Annotated in this window: 15 protein-coding genes; 4 read left to right on the top strand and 11 right to left on the bottom strand. The window is 58.2% G+C overall.

Going from position 1 to position 16,612, the window contains the following annotated elements; genetic code table 11:
• The coding region (locus tag WX88_RS15765; protein ID WP_046245365.1) for a DUF4955 domain-containing protein at positions 1–1,677 on the bottom strand (1,677 nt) is incomplete at its 3' end.
• Positions 1,678–2,360: 683 nt separating this feature from the next.
• On the opposite strand from WX88_RS15765, the gene WX88_RS15770 reads away from it, so the two are divergent.
• Together WX88_RS15770 and WX88_RS15775 are read left to right on the top strand one after the other, a co-directional pair.
• Entirely contained in the window at positions 2,361–2,630 is a 270-nt protein-coding gene (locus tag WX88_RS15770; protein ID WP_156176174.1) for a hypothetical protein, read from the top strand.
• Between the two features lie 137 nt (positions 2,631–2,767).
• Positions 2,768–4,255 carry a M3 family metallopeptidase gene (locus WX88_RS15775; RefSeq protein WP_082116074.1) on the top strand — a complete coding sequence of 496 codons (1,488 nt, stop codon included), beginning with the start codon at positions 2,768–2,770 and terminating at the stop codon, positions 4,253–4,255.
• Between the two features lie 172 nt (positions 4,256–4,427).
• On the opposite strand, the gene WX88_RS15780 is transcribed toward WX88_RS15775, so the two are convergent.
• The 9 genes from WX88_RS15780 to WX88_RS15815 form a co-directional block, all read right to left on the bottom strand.
• Positions 4,428–5,324: an alpha/beta fold hydrolase gene (locus WX88_RS15780; protein ID WP_046245368.1), complete on the bottom strand. Its 897-nt coding sequence runs from the start codon at positions 5,322–5,324 to the stop codon at positions 4,428–4,430.
• A gap of 29 nt (positions 5,325–5,353) precedes the next feature.
• Positions 5,354–6,844 (bottom strand): alginate export family protein, encoded by a 1,491-nt coding sequence (locus tag WX88_RS15785; protein ID WP_052732738.1) that lies wholly within the window; start codon positions 6,842–6,844, stop codon positions 5,354–5,356.
• 157 nt (positions 6,845–7,001) lie between these two features.
• Positions 7,002–7,448, bottom strand: coding sequence for a nuclear transport factor 2 family protein (locus tag WX88_RS27755; RefSeq protein WP_052732739.1), 447 nt, complete (start codon positions 7,446–7,448; stop codon positions 7,002–7,004).
• 50 nt (positions 7,449–7,498) lie between these two features.
• Positions 7,499–8,188 (bottom strand): NADPH-dependent F420 reductase, encoded by a 690-nt coding sequence (locus tag WX88_RS15795; RefSeq protein WP_394331752.1) that lies wholly within the window; start codon positions 8,186–8,188, stop codon positions 7,499–7,501.
• Positions 8,173–8,658 carry a nuclear transport factor 2-like protein gene (locus tag WX88_RS15800; protein WP_046245370.1) on the bottom strand — a complete coding sequence of 162 codons (486 nt, stop codon included), beginning with the start codon at positions 8,656–8,658 and terminating at the stop codon, positions 8,173–8,175. The genes WX88_RS15795 and WX88_RS15800 overlap by 16 nt, the downstream gene beginning before the upstream one ends.
• Positions 8,659–8,804: 146 nt before the next feature.
• Positions 8,805–9,263: a nuclear transport factor 2 family protein gene (locus WX88_RS15805; protein ID WP_052732740.1), complete on the bottom strand. Its 459-nt coding sequence runs from the start codon at positions 9,261–9,263 to the stop codon at positions 8,805–8,807.
• Positions 9,264–9,296: 33 nt separating this feature from the next.
• Entirely contained in the window at positions 9,297–9,872 is a 576-nt protein-coding gene (locus WX88_RS29490; protein WP_052732741.1) for an alpha/beta fold hydrolase, read from the bottom strand.
• Between the two features lie 3 nt (positions 9,873–9,875).
• Positions 9,876–10,133 (bottom strand): alpha/beta fold hydrolase, encoded by a 258-nt coding sequence (locus WX88_RS29495; protein ID WP_052732742.1) that lies wholly within the window; start codon positions 10,131–10,133, stop codon positions 9,876–9,878.
• A gap of 89 nt (positions 10,134–10,222) precedes the next feature.
• A complete protein-coding gene (locus WX88_RS15815) occupies positions 10,223–10,960 on the bottom strand; it encodes an isochorismatase family protein (protein WP_052732743.1) in 738 nt (245 codons plus the stop codon).
• Positions 10,961–11,423: 463 nt separating this feature from the next.
• Here WX88_RS15815 and WX88_RS31450 point away from each other — a divergent pair, with 463 nt between their 5' ends.
• Positions 11,424–14,666 carry a sigma-54-dependent Fis family transcriptional regulator gene (locus WX88_RS31450; protein WP_052732744.1) on the top strand — a complete coding sequence of 1,081 codons (3,243 nt, stop codon included), beginning with the start codon at positions 11,424–11,426 and terminating at the stop codon, positions 14,664–14,666.
• On the opposite strand, the gene WX88_RS15825 is transcribed toward WX88_RS31450, so the two are convergent.
• Positions 14,663–15,859, bottom strand: coding sequence for an FAD-dependent monooxygenase (locus WX88_RS15825; RefSeq protein ID WP_046245371.1), 1,197 nt, complete (start codon positions 15,857–15,859; stop codon positions 14,663–14,665). The two genes, WX88_RS31450 and WX88_RS15825, sit on opposite strands and share 4 nt — an antisense overlap.
• Before the next feature lie 79 nt (positions 15,860–15,938).
• Between WX88_RS15825 and WX88_RS15830 the strand changes: the two genes are divergently transcribed.
• Positions 15,939–16,574: a TetR/AcrR family transcriptional regulator gene (locus WX88_RS15830; RefSeq protein ID WP_046245372.1), complete on the top strand. Its 636-nt coding sequence runs from the start codon at positions 15,939–15,941 to the stop codon at positions 16,572–16,574.
• The last annotated feature ends 38 nt before the right edge of the window (positions 16,575–16,612 follow it).

Raw genomic sequence — 16,612 nt, forward strand, 5'->3', positions numbered from 1 at the left:
CGTCGGGCTCGTCAGGCTCACACTCGGCGACGCGTTCGATACCGGCGGGGGAGTACCGCCCAATCTGACGCTTCTTTGCGCATCATAAAGAGAAACAGGGCTTACGGCAGTGCCAATAGATTCGGCATAGCCCCAGGGCTGATTTACATCGGCCGTCTGTTTCGCTTTATTGAGGTCTGTGTAGAATACCGTTTGTCCACTCTTACCTCGTACCCCAGCCGCGATAAACCCGGGAGCATTGTTGCCATTATAGGTAATAGCGTCGACGAAAATCGGCTGCAGGTTGTTGGTGTAAGGGCTTCTGTCGCCTACCTGCCAGTTCCACAGGGTCAGGCCGATGCTATGGCTAGGTGGAGTCGCTTTGTTGCCGGAGCCTCCGCCGGCGGCAATACCGCCGCTCAGATTGTCGAATAGGTTATAGATGGCAGGGTCACCACCGTGGCAGTCAATAGACGATGTTTCTTTACTGATGCAGTTTTTGTATACGTTTCCGGTTGCCGTATTTTCGATAGTCCAGGTATGATAAGCATTATTCCCATCAAGATTGGACATCAGGTTGTTCGTGGCCTCACCGTCCGTTGCAAAGCCATGATGCCCCTGGACACCGATGATTTTGCAGTTGTCAACCAAACAGTTTTTGGTGCTGCGCAGGTCCACCGCCATGGAAGCACCATCGTGCACAGTATTACGCACCCATCCATTTTCAACCCAGTCGAACCGGATGTGGTGATAACCATAATCAGCTTCCACAGTGGCATGATGCTTGAAAGTGCCGTTCCAGTCGGTTTTAAAACGCAGATTCTCAATGCCTACTTCCCGAATTACCGGATGCTCAGTAGCAAAGATTTTAGGCGACCACGCGGCTTTTAGTTCGAATCTTACCGGAGCATCTATTGTGATTTGATTGCCCGACTTCGCAACAACCTTAATAATCTGGCGGAATTTTATGGCATGGTTGCCGCTCGTTGCTCCCGGGAAGCTTCCGAAAGTGGTCATGCCCGGAGCCAATGCTTTAATTAAAGATTGGTCCGGGTCCTGTTGCGTTAGTGTGTAGCATTGATTTACAGTTATTTTAGATCCGTCTGCTACCGTAATCACCTTTGCATTTCTGGGCGCTGGGCTTGCGGTGGTGAGGGCAGTAGCACCCACGGATACCGGGTACCAGAAAGGCTCCTTCGTTCTTATATCTACGGATGATACCCGGAAGAAATTCGGATACTTTTGGGTTTCCCAACCATTCGCTGCATCGTTATTATTATTAGCGCGGTGGTCGTATAAAATGGTGCCGGTGGTACCACTGCCAGCTCCGCGCACAACTACATTATTGCCTGCTATCCTAACGGATTGGTTTTGGGTAGTAACATCGAAATCGAACGTACCGGCCGGAAACAATACGACGCCGCCCCCTGCGCTTACGGCGGCATCTACCGCTTTTTGAATGGCCACAATATCATCCAGTCCATCGTTGGCTACTGCACCGTAGCTCGTCACGTTGAAAATAGGTCCCGCTACGGTAGGCGGTGTTTCTCCCTGCCGGTACCCGGCATAAGAATAGTCCGGCAACTTAGACGTTTGTGGGTTGGCGAGCCAATCAGTATAAATTCGGGCTGTATTCTGTGCGTGTAGATGCGTTGATGCGCTTATTAAAAGCATCAACGCAAAAGAGGATTTTTTCATTCTAGCTCGGTTTGTGTGAAAGATGATGTATCGTGCATGAAAAGGCTTTTTTGCCTTCGTTAAGTCTACAGCTGCTAGTAAGAAAGCTAATGATTCAGTAAAGTCAAGATCTTAGACAAATACAGATTTTAATTAGTTCTTCAATTTCTGCTTATTTTAATTTGTATATCACTGTCGGAAGTATCACTCAACCTGCCTGGCTGCTGTGTTGCTGCAATAGGTTGTTCTGAGCGCATATCTGGGCTGATGTCCCCTTGCATAGTATTGTAATTACTACTGTTGGGCTTACAAATTTATGGGTGAATTGAATTAGAAAAATTCAATTTTAAATTAGCTAGAGTAGATTCATCTTTTATTGTATGCTAAAGATAATAGTGGTCGTTTAAAACCAAATTGCAATGCCTGATGCCGGATCTTAGTGACATGAATTATTTGTACGAAAAAAAGTTTGGGTTAATCGTGTGCAGGGTATTATTCTAATTTGAATTAAATGATTTATGTTAATTAAAATGCCTCTTTGGCGTTATCAAACTGGAATTTGCCCAAACATCTATCTCCGGGCATTTTTTAGACGATGACAAAATCTTTTGTCGGAAAAACTGGAGAAACCCAGGTACCAGGCTAAGCACGTACAATTCCCAGGCTGCAAGCAGGAGGAGCTTTGTTTCCTAAAGTTTCCCCTTATGCACCATATCCAATTCTCCCTCGCTGCCGCTCGCTTCTTGCTCCTTGCTGTTGGCCTGCTATTACTGTCTGCCACCGCTCAGGCGCAACGCCTCGACCCTTTTGAGGGGCGGCCCACGGACTACCAGGTTCAGCTAACCCGGTACTTCAAAACACCCGAACAAGAAAAGACCGCACGGGCCGGGCTACAGGATAGCGTCCGGACTTTTCAGCAAGACACGGCCTGGACACCGGCTAACCTAAAAGCCCGCTTAGACTTGTTTGAGTAGCTGATGTCCCGCCTGAAGCGTCACCTAATTCACCGGCGGCTGTCGAGCTCGGCAACAACCAGGACGCCTCGGCTAAGGCCGACTACCAGCAAATCAGTGCGGCCATCAATCAGCTGACCTCGTCTTGTAACCAGGGCATGCGTAAGCCTGCTATCATGGGCATTCCCGAGGCAAAAATCGCCGAGCTTGGCCTGACGCCTTATGGTCTTCTACTAAGCAGAGCCAAAACCGACGCCTCCCATGCCCTGCCCCCGCACGACCAGGCTATCATTGATAAAGTGGTCGACCCGATAAGTGAGGGCCTGACCGACCGGTACAGTCAAGTGATGGACCGGTTGAAAAAGCAGGTCGGGCCTGCGCCCCAGCTAGGCTCCTCATCAGCAGCTACGAATTCGTCCAAACTGAGCAAAAGCGCACAAGCAGCCGTCCTCGAAAAGCACACCAAAGTGCTGCTGCAGGCTTACAGCGAGCATCAGGAGGTGCTGGCCGCTATGCTCATTGATATTACTAAGCTCAACAATGCCACGGCCAAGCTCTACGGCTACTCCAATGCGCCTGGCCAAGCGTATGGTCTCCGCCTGCAGCTAACGGAGCCCCAAGTGAAGGAACTGCTCAATGAACTATCGTCCCACGCCGGGCTGATGAAAAAATATCAGCTTATGCATGCGCAGCAGCTCAAGCGTACGGTCGGGCTGGACACCGTGCACCGGTGGCACCTGTCGTTGCCGACGGAATACTCGCCCGCTCCCCAAACCTTTGCCGCCGCTCGTAAAAACATTCTACAGGCCCTGCAGCCGCTTGGCAGGGAGTACGTCAGCCGCTTCGAGCTCCTGCTCAACCCCAAAAACGGCATGATGGACATCACCGGCGGTCCGAACAGAGTTACGGAATACACGTCATTGGGCTATCCCGGCGTGCCGACTACCTTGTACATGAAGGAGTTCAGTGGTGAGTTTGGCGCCGTTAGTACCCTTGTCCACGAAGGGGGCCACGCCATTCACCGCCAGCTGATGAGCGACAACCACATCGTGCCGACCTATAGCAGCGGCCCCAATTTCTTATTTGAATGCTTTGCGTTATTTAACGAGTTTCTCCTGAACGACGAATTGCGGAGCAGGAGCAAGACCAAAGGAGAAAAGGCGTACTATACCAAGCAATTCTGCGATAAGCTGGCTCATGAACTCTTCGTTTCAGCCCAGGAAGGCGCTTTTGAACAGCAGCTTTATGACGGTGTGGTCGCGGATAAAATCAAAGAGGCCAGCGACATTGACAGCGTTTATGCAGGCGTCATGAACCAGTACGACGTCTTTTTCAAAGACGAGCCCGAGCGGCACACCGAGTGGGCCGGCAAGCGCCTCTTCTACATCGACCCGCTATACTACATAAACTACTTGTACGCTACCCTCGTCGCGGCCAAACTGTACGAGCAGGCGCACCAACACCCCAAGCGGTTTGCCACCCAGTATACTGCCTTACTGAAAAATGGCTTCGATGCTTCCGCTGAAGAGTTGCTGAAGAAGCACATGGACTTCGGCCTCAACCGCAAAGACCTGCTCGACGGCGCTCTGCAGTTGATGACCACCAAAACGGAAGAGCTCCACCAGCTATATCAACTGCCCAAGTGAAGCAGTGAGGGTTAGGTAGGTGAAATGCTACAACTACACTATAACGGTCCTGCTGCAGGCAGCAGGACCGTTTAGTTCTTACTCGGTTCGTTGTGACTCACTATTAATGGAGCTTGCCGGCAATTATGAAAACTGCACACGCCAACGACCAGTGCCATATGGGGCAAGCGGGCTATACCGCCTCATCGGGCTCGCCGAAGAAGTCGAGCAGGTGCTGGGTGAGGGCGGCGGGTTGCTCTTCTACCAGCCAATGGCCGGCGCCCTCCAGTACCAGGGGGCGGATATGGTCGGCCGCGACGGCCAGGGCCTGGGCAATGTAGGGGCCGCCACTGCACGCGCCGCCCACGGCCAGTACCGGCAGCGTGAGCTTGCGCTGGACGTTTTCACGGTTGTGCTCAGCATCGGTCCACACGGCGGCGTATAGGTTGATGCCAGCCCGGAAAGCGCCGGGCTTGCTCAGCTGGCGGGCGTATACCTCAAAATCTTCCTGCGTAACGGCATCCGGATTGCAGGAGAGGTGCCAGAATATCCAACTCAGGAACTTGCGCTCCTGCCCGCCCATGAAGCTTTCGGCCACATCGGGCAGGGTAAAGAGCGCCGCGTGCCAGTTCACCCCATTGTGCCAGTCGGGGCCGGGCGTGATGCCTTTTTCCCAAACGCCGAATCCGGGCAGGGCGTATTCCATAAATACCAGCCGCCGCACGCTTTCGGGGTTGGCCGCAGCGTAAGCGTAGGCTACTCCCGCACCCAAGTCATAGCCTACCAGGTTGATGCGCGAGTGACCCAGCTGTTGCAGCAGGCCGTGAATATCGGCGGCCAGGGTGCGTTTGTCGTAGCCGGTAGGCAGGATGCCGGACCCCCCGATGCCGCGCAAATCGGGCGCGATAACCAGGTAGTGCTCGGCCAGCGCCGGCATAATGCGCCGCCACATGTGCGAGTGCTGCGGAAAGCCGTGCAGGAGCACCAGCGGCTCGCGGCCGGGTTGGGCCTGGCCGGCTTGCAGGTAATGCAGGCTCACCTCGCCCACTTGGGCCCGGTGGTGGGTAATGGAAACAGCAGCAGTAGCCATGATGGGATGTTTTGGGATTGAAGGAAGAGTTAAAACTTGAAGGTGAACCAGGTAGCGAGGTAGTGAATGTTGCGGGCTGGCGGCGTTTCCTGGATGAATTGACCGGTATTGAAATAAGCGTAGCTGGCCGTGAGGGCGAAATACCGATGCAGCTGCCAGCTCGCATCTACTTCGGGCTGGGTGCCGAGGTAGCGCGCCCGGCTGGGGCCGCCGGGCCGCACGGGGAAGCCGGGCACGTTGTACACGCCATCGCGCAGGCTCTGGCGCCAGAAGAAATAGCAGTAGCCCAGCACGGTAAGGCCCGGCGCAGGTGTGAGCCGCAAGGTGGGCGCAAACCCCAGGATGTTGGGCGGGCCATTAGCTCCCACGGCCCCGAAGTACGCGCCCCGTGGCGCGGGTGGGGAAAAGGTCTGATTATCGGGGTTCGTGGGGTCTTTGTCACCGCTGTTGGCGCCCAGGTTGAGGCCCAGCGCCGGGTGCAGCGGCACTTGCGGGAATGCCAGCGTGGTGCTCGACGCCAGGGCCCAGGCTCGAATCCGGCCCGGGCCAAACGACCCCGTTTGGTAGGTGGCTTCCAGGTCGGTGCTGAGAGTGGCGGTGCGGTGCCAGAGGCGCCCGCCCCCCGAGTGGCGGGTTTCAGCGGCGCGGCCTTCGGTAAAAATGGCATTTTCGCGCTCGCTGCCAAGGTAATAGAGGTCGAGATTGAGGCTGGGGCTGAGCGGCCGGGTGGCGTAGAGGCCCCACAGCGCCTGGCGGAGGTCGGGGCCATCGTCGAAAATGCCACGGTTGGTTTCCACGGGCCGCACGCCAAAAGCATCGACGCGGCTCTGGCCCGCTTGCAGCACCACCCGCGCTCCGTCGAAGGTTTGGCGCACGTTGGGCAACTCCCGCACCGAGATGAGACGGCCCGCCCCGTATTCCAGCTCCTGCCGCCCGATCCGCAGCAGAATCGGAGCCTTGGTAGCCGCGTCTAGCGGCCCCAGGCCAATTTCCATAAAGCCCTGGTTGAGGTCTAGCTCGTCGATATCCGGTGGGCGGGGGCCGCCGCGCCGGCCGGTAGCCAGCCCGCTCTTCAGCTCCGCAAATACCCGCACGCGCGGTCCGAACTGGGCGCTGGCGTGCAGCATCGTGCGCAGCAGCCAGTAGCCGTTGGCGTCGGTGGGCACGGTGCCCCACTGCTCGTTCACGTACCGCTCGAAGAAGGGGCGTACTTCACCACCAAGCGTCAGAAACCATTCGGGTCGCGTATCAGGCGCATCGCGTAGGGGCAGGTACTTGAGTCGGTCGAGCCAATCGGTGCGGCGGCCGGGGTCGCGGAGGTAGCGGTAGTCTTCTTCGTAGCGCAGGGGCAGGGTTTTGGGAGGAGGGGCCACGGGCACGGTAGGGAGCACCACTGCTACCTCTTGCGCGTGCGTAGGCAAGGGGGGGGGGCCAATCCCCAGGCCAATTACCATCCCCAGCTTCACCAACCATGGCAGGGTGGCCAGGGCCGGGTGGAAGCAGGGCTTTAGTGGACGCATTGGCGTGGTTCGGGGATGAAAGCAGGGGGAAGGAGCACGATTTATCAGCCTGGCGGTAGCATCAGGCTGTAAGCCTTCGAACCAATGCAGCTACTTGACGAGTAAGCGGGGAAAGCCGTCCCAGTGGCGGGGCCGGCACCCAGGTAGATTTATCGGGTTACCGTTTGAAGGACATGCCGGTCAGCGGCGTTTGGTCGAGGTAGAGTACCCGGTAGTCGCGCTTCTGGAAAAGCCAGCGGCCATCAGCTTTCACCAGTTCATCGGTGTAGCAGGAGATGTTATAATTGCTATTGGTGCCATCGGGCTGGCCGCGGGCTATTTCGTTGACGTAGAAATTGGCCGTGGCCGTCTCGCCGGTCACGGTGATGTGGGCGCTGGTAGAAAGCTGCACGAAGAAGTCCCAGGAGCCGAGCAGGTGCTCAAAGGCCGCCACGATGTTCTCCCGGCCCACGAACTGCCGGCTGATGGGCGGGCCGATAATCCACTCCGCATCGGCCGTCCAGAGGGAGCGAAACAGCGCCGTATCCACGCGGTTGGCCGCGTCCGAATACTGCTCAGCCAGCTTTCGGATGGCGAATTCATCCTGCATTTGTTGAAGGTCCATGGGGAAAATAGGGAAAAGGGAGAGTGGTTGTATGGGAAATTGGGGCCGGGCTAGCGAGTCAGAATCTGCAGGCCCGCATTAGGAAGCAGGCCGGTGGTGGCGGCCAGCTGCACCCACACGGTAGCCAGCGTTTCGAGGCTGCGAGCGTGCCGTAGGGTACCCAGGTCCAGCGGCTGGTAGCCGGCCTCGGCAATGAGCTGGGCGGCCACGGCCTTGGCGGGCGCGTGGTCGCCGCAGTAAAGCACCGACGGATTCTGGTCGCCAAAGTGGCGCTTCGGGGCTTGCAGAATTTCGGCGAAGGTGGTGTTGAAGGCCTCTACCACCTGGGCGGCGGGCAGCAGCCTGGCAATTTCTTCGGCCACCGACTCAGTGCGCTCCGTGGGCAGGCCAATGGTCTGGCCCTCAAAGTCGGGGCGCAGGCCGCTCACGCAGGTAAGCACGGGCTTGCCGGCCATGGCATCGGCCACGCCGACGAGGGCTTCGGCCAGGGTGGGGTAGGGCACGGCCAGCAGCACGACATCGCCAAAACGTGCGGCCTCGGCTGGGGTGCCGCTGCTGGCGCCGAGCAGCTCGGCCACCTGCCGCCGGAGGGCCACCTCGTCGCGGGCAAAGCTCAAGCAAATGGCGTGGCCCTGCTGCGCCCAAATGGCGGCCAGCGCCCGGCCCATACTGCCCGCGCCGATAATTCCAATCTTCATAAGATATTCATTTAAAAGGGAGTTGCTTACTTCTGAAACCAGGCTGGATTTACATAGCCGAAATACTCCTGGAAGCCGGTCAGCCGGCCGTGCTCGATGCGCAGGCTGATGCTGTTGAACCCCTCGTAGGGAAAGCCGCCGGACACGGTGCCCACCGAATCGAATTGAAAGGAGAAGAGCGTGGCGCTGCTCGTAAGTTCGACGCGGGAAAACGTGAGATTATTGGGCGTTTTCTCCCGCTCGGCTATCAATTGGTGCAGCTTGGCCAGGCCCGCCGCGCCGGTGGCCTGCCCAGCCAGGGGGTAGGAAAAGTGCCGAAACTCCGGCCCCAGAAAGGCCTTAAATGCCGTGTAGTCGCCGGTTTTCTCACCCTGCTGCCAGGCCTCGAAAATGCGTTGGGCCAAGCCGGCGGCCGGCTCTGCTTCCGGGCTATTGGGGGCGGCGGCCAGCGCCAGTGGCATGGCCAACAGGGCCGCAGTGAGCAGCCCCACAAAGGGTGAAAATGCGCTCATGAGTTGGAAGTGAGGTTTTGAAAGAGTAGTGAAGTAGTGTGCCCGGCATTAATAAATGTCGGCTCGACGATGCTCCGCGTAGCTGAGCATAAGCAAAGCGCTTTGTGGACAAGCTTTTTGACTGATTTTCCTGGCTGCCGGAGCTACTACCCGGTCTGTTCCATGCTGGTCATCAAGGCTATGTCAATTTCGCCAAAGTATTCGCGGTAGGCGGCAATTTTGCCATCCCGCACGTCGAAGGAGGCGGCAATCCGGTTGTGGTAGGCGGTGCCGCCGAACAGAGTGCCGCCATCTTCAAGCTCGAACACCACCGTCTGGCCGTTGGTGGTGGTGCGAAAGGGTTCCTCGTAGAGGATGTGGGGGTTGGACGCTGCTATTTGCCGGTAGCATTCCGCGGCCCGTTCGCGCCCTTCGTTGCGACCCCGGAAAGGTCCCACTGGCATGTAGAACACGAAGTCGTCGGTGAGCAAATCCAGGTAGGGCTCCACCGGCGCGCCGGAGTGGATGGCGGCCAGCAGGCGCAGGGCGTGCCGCGCCGTTTCGATTGCCTCGCCCGCGCCGCCAGCCGCGGGGGGAGCTTGGCTTTTTAAGGATTCAGCAGACATGGTTAATATTCAAGAGTGACTCTTCGGAAGAGGTTAGGCTGTTGGCGAGGCTGTGCGCTGAAAGAAACGCAGCAAGGCCTCGGTTAAAAATTCGGGGGCCTCTTCCGCCACCATGTGGCCGCAGTTCGGGATAATGCCGCCCTCCACGTTTTCGGCCACCGCCGCCAGCTGCTCTTTCACGTAGGACGTGCCATACTGGCCACCGTAGCCGAGCACGGGCAGGGTGAGCTTGCCCCGCGCGATGACTTCGGCAAACCGGTCGGTGGTGGTTAGGGCGTCGCGATACCAGCCCACACTGCCCCGAATGCCGCCGGGCGCGGCGTAGGTGCGCAGGTATTCGCGTCGGTCTTCGTCGGTGATGGCCGCCGGATTGAACAGCATCAGCCCGTGCAGGTACTGCCAGAATTCCCGCTCCCGGCCAGTAATGAGCATCTCGGGCAGGTCGGCCGCGTGATTGAAGCCGAAGTGCCAGTAGCCGCCGAAGGTTTCCTTGCGGAAGGTGGTCATCTCGGCTAGGTTCACGGCCGGCAGCGGCTCGTCGAGGTAGGTGAGGCTGGCCACTTCGGCCGGGTGGTGGGCCGCGAAGAGGAAGGCAAGTAGGGCGCCCATATCTCAGCCCACCACGTGCACGGGGCCGGCAGAATTGGTCTGGGCCAATAGTTGGCGCAGGTCTTCCACCAAGGTCAGGCCATCGTAGCCGGTGGCGGGTTTATCGGAGTCGCCGTAGCCACGCATGTCGGGAGCAATAACCCGAAAACCGGCGTCTACCAGGCGCGGCGCCACGTGCCGCCAGGTGTGGGAGGTGCCCAACCAGCCGTGGATCAGCAGCACAATTTTGCCGATGCCAGCGGCGCGGTAGTGTAGCTTCACCCCACCGTTGACGTAGGCTCGTCAGTGTTCGAAGTTAGTGTAAGAAGGCATCAGCAAGTCCGTGAAAGGTGATCAGAAGAGTACGAGAACTACTTCTTGCCGGCCTCGGCAGTGTAGCCCGAGTAGAAGCCGCCCCAGGCGCTGTGTTCCTGGTAAATCTGCCCCAAAGTGGCCCCTTCCGGCTTTTTCCAGTCGCCGAGTAACTCGGAGCCGAGCGACACCCACGACGTCATCACAGCTCCGGCCTGGGTCAGGCGCATCATGGCGGCCTCTTCCACCAGCTTTTCATTCGAGCCTGAGCAGTCGGTTACTACGTACACCTCGTAGCCGGCTTTCAGGGCATCCAGGGCCAGGTGGGTTGTGCAGTTATCAATGGAAATACCGGCCAGAATCAGCTTTTTGCGGCCGGTTTTCTTCACCGCTTCCACAAACTTGGGCTCCTGCCAGGCGCTGACGGTGTGCCGCTCGATGCGCGGGGCATCGGGTAGGTACTGAGCCAGGGCCGGGTAGAACTTGCCACGGAATCCGCCCTCATCGCCGATGACGAGCGTGGGCAATTTGAAGAGCTTACCGACCTTGGTCAGGGCCGTCACATTGTTGTTAAACAGACTTTTGTCAATGGTTTTCAGGCCGGGGTCGAAGCCGGTGAGAAAGTCCACCATCACCAGGACGGAGTTTTGCGGCGTGAGCTTTTCCAGGTAGTTGGCGGGCGGTACTGCCGCTGGCTGGGGCGTTTTTTTCGGGTGAGGGTCACCGGCCCACGCGGCGGGTGGGGTGCTAAGGCTGCTGGTCAGAAGCAAGGCGGAGAGTAGCAGTTTGTTTTTCATCGAAGGTGTGAAGGGTTAAATGAAGGTTGAGAGAAAATGCGTGGCCGTGTGGCTGCCGGACCTAGGCAAGAAATAGGGCTGAAAAAAAGATTGGAGCATGCTGAGCAGTGAAACCAGCCGAAGCCGCAAGCCCCGTCGTTCGTCGTCGAGCGACCAGTATAGCTTCAATTCAATAAGCGAGAAGTAAGGAACCCAGCAGAATGACACTGGCCCGGTGTCTGCCGCTAAAGCCAAGTGCTATGCCAGACTCGCTAGGCAGCCATCGTTACAGCTCCTAAAAGATTATAAGCAAGCGAACTATAGTTTTTACACGAGTTGGCTGCTAGCACGAAAGCGCGAATACGCCTCCAACTAATTGGAATTATCTAACTCTGCCTCCAATATATTGGAGCGTGATGCTCTGAAATTTTGGCTCATTAGGGTGTTTCGTAATTTTCGGTATTCAAACACCAAAGCTCTCTTCATGCAACCCAGAATCATAAAACCAGGCAACGGCAACCGAACTGCTGCCGATGAGCGGGAGAAAGCCATGCTGCTGGCTGTGAGCCAGGCCATTGCCACGGTTCGCGACAAGCAGGAGCTGTTGGGGCTGGTGCTGGAGAAAATCAAGCCCATATTTGGGTTTTACGACTGCGGCCTGTTCGTGCTCGATGCCGATGGGCAGCACCATAGTGACTGGACCGCGCTGCTATCGGAAATCGACCTGGCCGCCGCAAATACGGGCTTGCGGGTAGCTGATCTGAGCCACCACCCGCACTCTGGTTCCATCATCGAGGCACACATGCAGCAGGCCGCGGCCGGCCCCTTAATTCTGGATTTTGAGGTGGAAATGCTGCGCCAGCCCAATTATTCCTCTTTTGCCCTCACCTTGGCTGGCGGATACCGTGAGGTCATGGCCGGACTGTTGCAGGTAGGAGGCCAGCCGATGGGCATGTTTTACGTGAACTCCCAACAAAGCGCATTTTTTTGCCCAGAGCAACTACCAAAATTTCAAGCTATTGTCGACCAGATGGCCGTCGCTGTTGCCAACATTCTGGCCAACGAGGAGCTACGCGCACGGGAGCGGGAGAAGAGCGTGCTGCTGTCTATCAGCGGGGCCATTGCTACGGTCCGCAACGCCGTAGAATTGCTGGCAGTCATTCGGGAAAAGGCGCAGGAGTTGCTGCCTTTCTTTGACACCAGCATTTTGCTGGTGGAGAAAGACGGGCTCCACCATTACGACCTGGCCGCGACCCTGCCGGGCTGCGATTCCGCAGCCAACAACCACGAATTGCACACAGCCGGCCTGCCCCGTGTGGCCCATCCGGATTCTTATGTTGCCCACGTCATGGAATTACTGGCCCGCACCGGTGCCCCCCTCATCGAGAACTACGAGCGCCGATTCACGGAGTTTGGCTATTCGTTATGTTCTACTCTGCATGAGGTGGGATATAGGGAAGGCATCGTCACTGAGTTGCGGTTAGGGGGAAGTGTCCTCGGTACTTTTTGGCTCAATGCCTTAGCGCCCGGCGCGTTTCGTCTCGCACAGTTTGAGGTGTTCCAAGCCTTGGCCGATCAGGTGGCGGGGGCCGTGGCCAACATCCTGGCCCACGAGGATATAGCGGCGCGCGAGCGGGAAAAAACCGTGCAGCTGGCCCTGAACAATGCTTTGGTTAGCAGTAAGAACCGCGAGAGTATGTGCCGCGCATTAGCCGAGCAGATGAACCAGCTCGTTCCCTTTTCCCTATTCGTGCTTTGCATCTGGCCCCTTGATGATGACAGCCGCTACCAGGTTACGCTCCGCCGCCAGCCCGACGGCCAGTTTGCCTCTATGCAGCGCGAGGTAGTACATCGTTCGCCGCCACCCCTGAGTATGGCCCAGCGAATGCGGCTGTTCGAGCGGCCGGGTCTTTTCACAGGGGCCGATTTTGAGGCGCTGTGCCGCGAGTACCCACTCTATCGCTTCGTGAGCCAGCAGTTTGGGGTGCGTTCCCATCTGCGACTGTCGCTGAACAGCTTGGCGGGTACGCAGGCTTCCATCGTGATATCGGGCATGGGCCCGACCGATTTCCGGCCGGCTGACTACCAGACGCTGCTACACCTGGTACCGCAGATTTCGCTGGCTCTGAACAATTTGCTGGCCTTCGAGCGACTCGAACAGCAGCGCCGCGAAAAGGCCGCACAGGTAGCTATTACTAACGTGCTGACCAGTGAATTGGCATTCAACGAATTGGTGCGGGAGCTCGCCCCGGCAATTGATTCGCTCGTGCCGTGCGACCTGCTGCACCTGTGCCTGCTGCCACCCCACACCACTGTGCCGGCGGCCGATATAGCCGTGGTGAAGGAAGCCGGTGGGTTCCGGGCCCTGTCGTGGGCGGAAGTGAATGACCACCAGCCAACGGAAGCGCTGGCCACGTCGTGTGACGAATTGCGTGCCCTGACGAACGAGACCCGCTTGTATGTGGGCGACGAGGTGAGTGCGGCCATTGGGCTCACGGGGCTGCTGCGGTATTTTCACGATGCGCAGGGTATGCGGGCGCTGCTCTTGGTACCGCTGCGGGTGGCCGGGCGGGTGGCGGCCGGCCTGCTGCTGGGCCACCGCTTCTCCTACGGGTTTTCGCCTACGGATGTGGTCAGAGTAGAGGCCCTGGCCGGGCAGATGGCGCTGGCGCTGGGTCACCGCTTCGCCTATGCTGAAATAGCAGCCCTCAAGGAGCAGCTGGAAGAGGAAAACAGCTATTTGCAGGACGAAATAAAAACCACCCACAACTTTGAGGAAATCATTGGGGCCAGCCCACCGTTGGTCGACTTGTTTCGGCAGGTCGGCCAGGTGGCTGGTACCGATACCACCGTGTGCATTGGGGGCGAAACCGGAACCGGCAAAGAACTCATTGCCCGCGCCATTCACAATCTTTCTCCTCGCCGCGACCGTCGCCTGATAAAGGTGAACTGCGCGGCGCTGCCCGCCCTGCTCATCGAGTCGGAGCTGTTTGGCCACGAGAAAGGCAGCTTTACCGGGGCCGTTGAGCGGCGCATCGGCAAGTTTGAGCTGGCCCACGGCAGCAGTATTTTCCTCGATGAGATTGGTGAATTGCCTTTGGAATTGCAAGCCAAGTTACTGCGCGTGTTGCAAGAGAAAGAAGTGGAGCGCGTGGGCGGCAAAGGCCCCATTGCGTGCGATGTGCGCATCATTGCGGCTACCAACCGCGACCTGGAGCAGGAGGTGCGCGCCGGCCGGTTCCGCCAGGACTTATACTTTCGGCTGCTGGTGTTTCCGCTGCTGCTACCCCCGCTGCGGGAGCGCAAAGAGGATATTCCCGCCCTGGCCACCCACTTCCTGTTTCAGTTTACCAAGAAGATGGGCAAGCCCCACAAAGGCATTTCAGCAGCGGCCCTGCGCGAAATGATGACTTACGACTGGCCCGGCAACATTCGGGAGTTGCAGCACGTGCTGGAGCAGGCCGTCATCGTTTCCACTAAGCCCTTGCTGGAGCTGGCCCGGCCCCTGCGCCCGGCCGCGTCTGCGTCCGTAGAGCATTGCCCAGCGTTTCGGCGGCTCAGCCTCAATGAGTTGGAACGCCAGCACATTGTGGCTACGCTGCGACACACCAACGGCCGTATTCGTGGGGCCGGCGGCACGGCAGAGCTACTGAACATCAAAGCCACCACGCTGGAGGCCCGCATGAAGAAGCTGGGAATTTCTAAGCGTTATGCGGTGACTTCTTAGGAAGATGCAGGTAGGGAAGGCGTAGAAGCCCTGAGTTTGTCGAGGTACTGCGTGTCATATACTCTGCTAATCTGCTTCATGCTTATTGCCGGAGGTATCATCCGTAATACCGGGAAGAGAAGCGGCTTGAGCCACGCCGGCAGGTTAACTACCTGGCCTATTTGCCGCGATAGTTGCACCGTGAGGTCGGCTTTGGCTTTGCGGAGACGTTGGTACTCGGCAAATGCTGGAGCGGGGGCATCGTGGGCGGCCAGGCAGGCCGCGATGGTGTAGGCGTCTTCCAGAGCCTGGCAAGCGCCTTGCCCCAGGTTGGGAGTCGTGGCGTGCGCGGCATCGCCCAGCAGTGCTACCGACCTGGCCGACCAGGTGGGCAGCGTGGGCAAATCAAACAGGTCGGCGCGGGAGAGCTGATGCTCGTCGCAGGCGCGCAAGACCTCAGCCACGGACGGCCCAAATTCGCGGGTGAGTTCCAGCAGGGTGGCAACAACGGTGCCGGGAGTATCCAGCTGTTCGGCTGGCGCGGCAGTGGTCACGAACACGTAAATCTGCCCGGCTTCCATGGGCACCAGGCCAACCCGCAGGCCCGGCGTGCTGCCCCAATACTCAACCGATTGGTGCGGCTGAGCCGTCGGAAGCGCACAGTCGACGACGGCGCGCCAGCACGTCTGGCCGGAGTAGCGCAGAGCCTTGGCACCGAAAATCGCTCGGCGCACAGCCGAATTGATGCCATCGGCGCCAATGACGAAGTCGCCGTCAACCGCGGACCCATCGGCAAAGGCTATCTGGGTTGCAAGGCGGCCAGTGGTTATGCCAATAACTTTTTTATTGGTTTGCACGGCCTCGGCCGGCAATGCATCGAGCAGAAGTTTTTGCAGGGCACTCCGGTGAATAACGCGCATGCCGTAGCCGAACTGCTTCGCCAAGGCATCGGCATCGACCATCGTCAGGGGGCGTCCGTCGGTGGTGGCAACGACTGCGCGCGACAGAGGCCAGCTTACTGCTTCCACCGCTTTTGACAACCCCAGCTGCGCACAGACACGCAGGGCATTGGGAGCCAGGACCAAGCCCGCGCCCACTTCGCGAATAGCCGTTGCCCGTTCGTACACAATCGTCCGGATGCCGCGCTGGTGTAACGCCAGCGCCGTAGCCAAGCCGCCAATGCCTCCGCCAATGATGATTCCTGGAGAATTCATATCAATGTGCTATATTTAGAACAAATGTACTAATTTGTGGCCTGATTAGAGCAAGTGTTCTAAGTTGTCTTATCTATAGATGTCAACCAAGGAAAAGATTCTCGCGGAGGCGCTGGCGCTGTTCAACGAGCGTGGCACCGATGTCGTGACAGTGCGCCACATTGCCCAAGCAGCGGGCATGAGCCACGGCAACCTGTGCTATCATTACCCCAACACCGATGCCATTGTCCAGAGCCTATACAATCAGCTGGTGGGCCACATCAACGAACAAATTACCGCAGTGGCAACGCCCGGTTTCGAGCTGATTGCCGCGGGGCAACTAGTAGCGCACGCCATGGAGGCATTGTACCGCTACCGCTTTCTGCTGCTTGATTTCGCCGGCATTATGCGCCGGATTCCGGCCATTCGCGACCAGCACCAAGCATTGCTCAAGCAACGGGGCCTGGTTTTTCGGCAGCTGCTGGCCTACCTGCGCGAAGCAGGGCTGATGAAGCCGGAGCTCTACGCTGGCCACGACGAGCACCTGCTTACCCAGCTGTTTATCGTCGGAGACTTCTGGATTGCCAGCGCCGAATGGCTTTATGAGGGAGAAGCGGCTGACAAGCTGCCGTATTATCAGCAGGTGCTGACGGCGCTGCTGGTACCCTTGCTCACGGAGCAGGGCTGGAAGCAATGGCATGAGGCCGCGGAACAAAGCCGCGAGAGCCAAACGTAGCCAGAAGCAAACGCACAAGGCGAAACGGCCGTTTGCTA

The organism is Hymenobacter terrenus (genome assembly GCF_000972495.1).
Classification (GTDB): Bacteria; Bacteroidota; Bacteroidia; order Cytophagales; family Hymenobacteraceae; genus Hymenobacter; species Hymenobacter terrenus.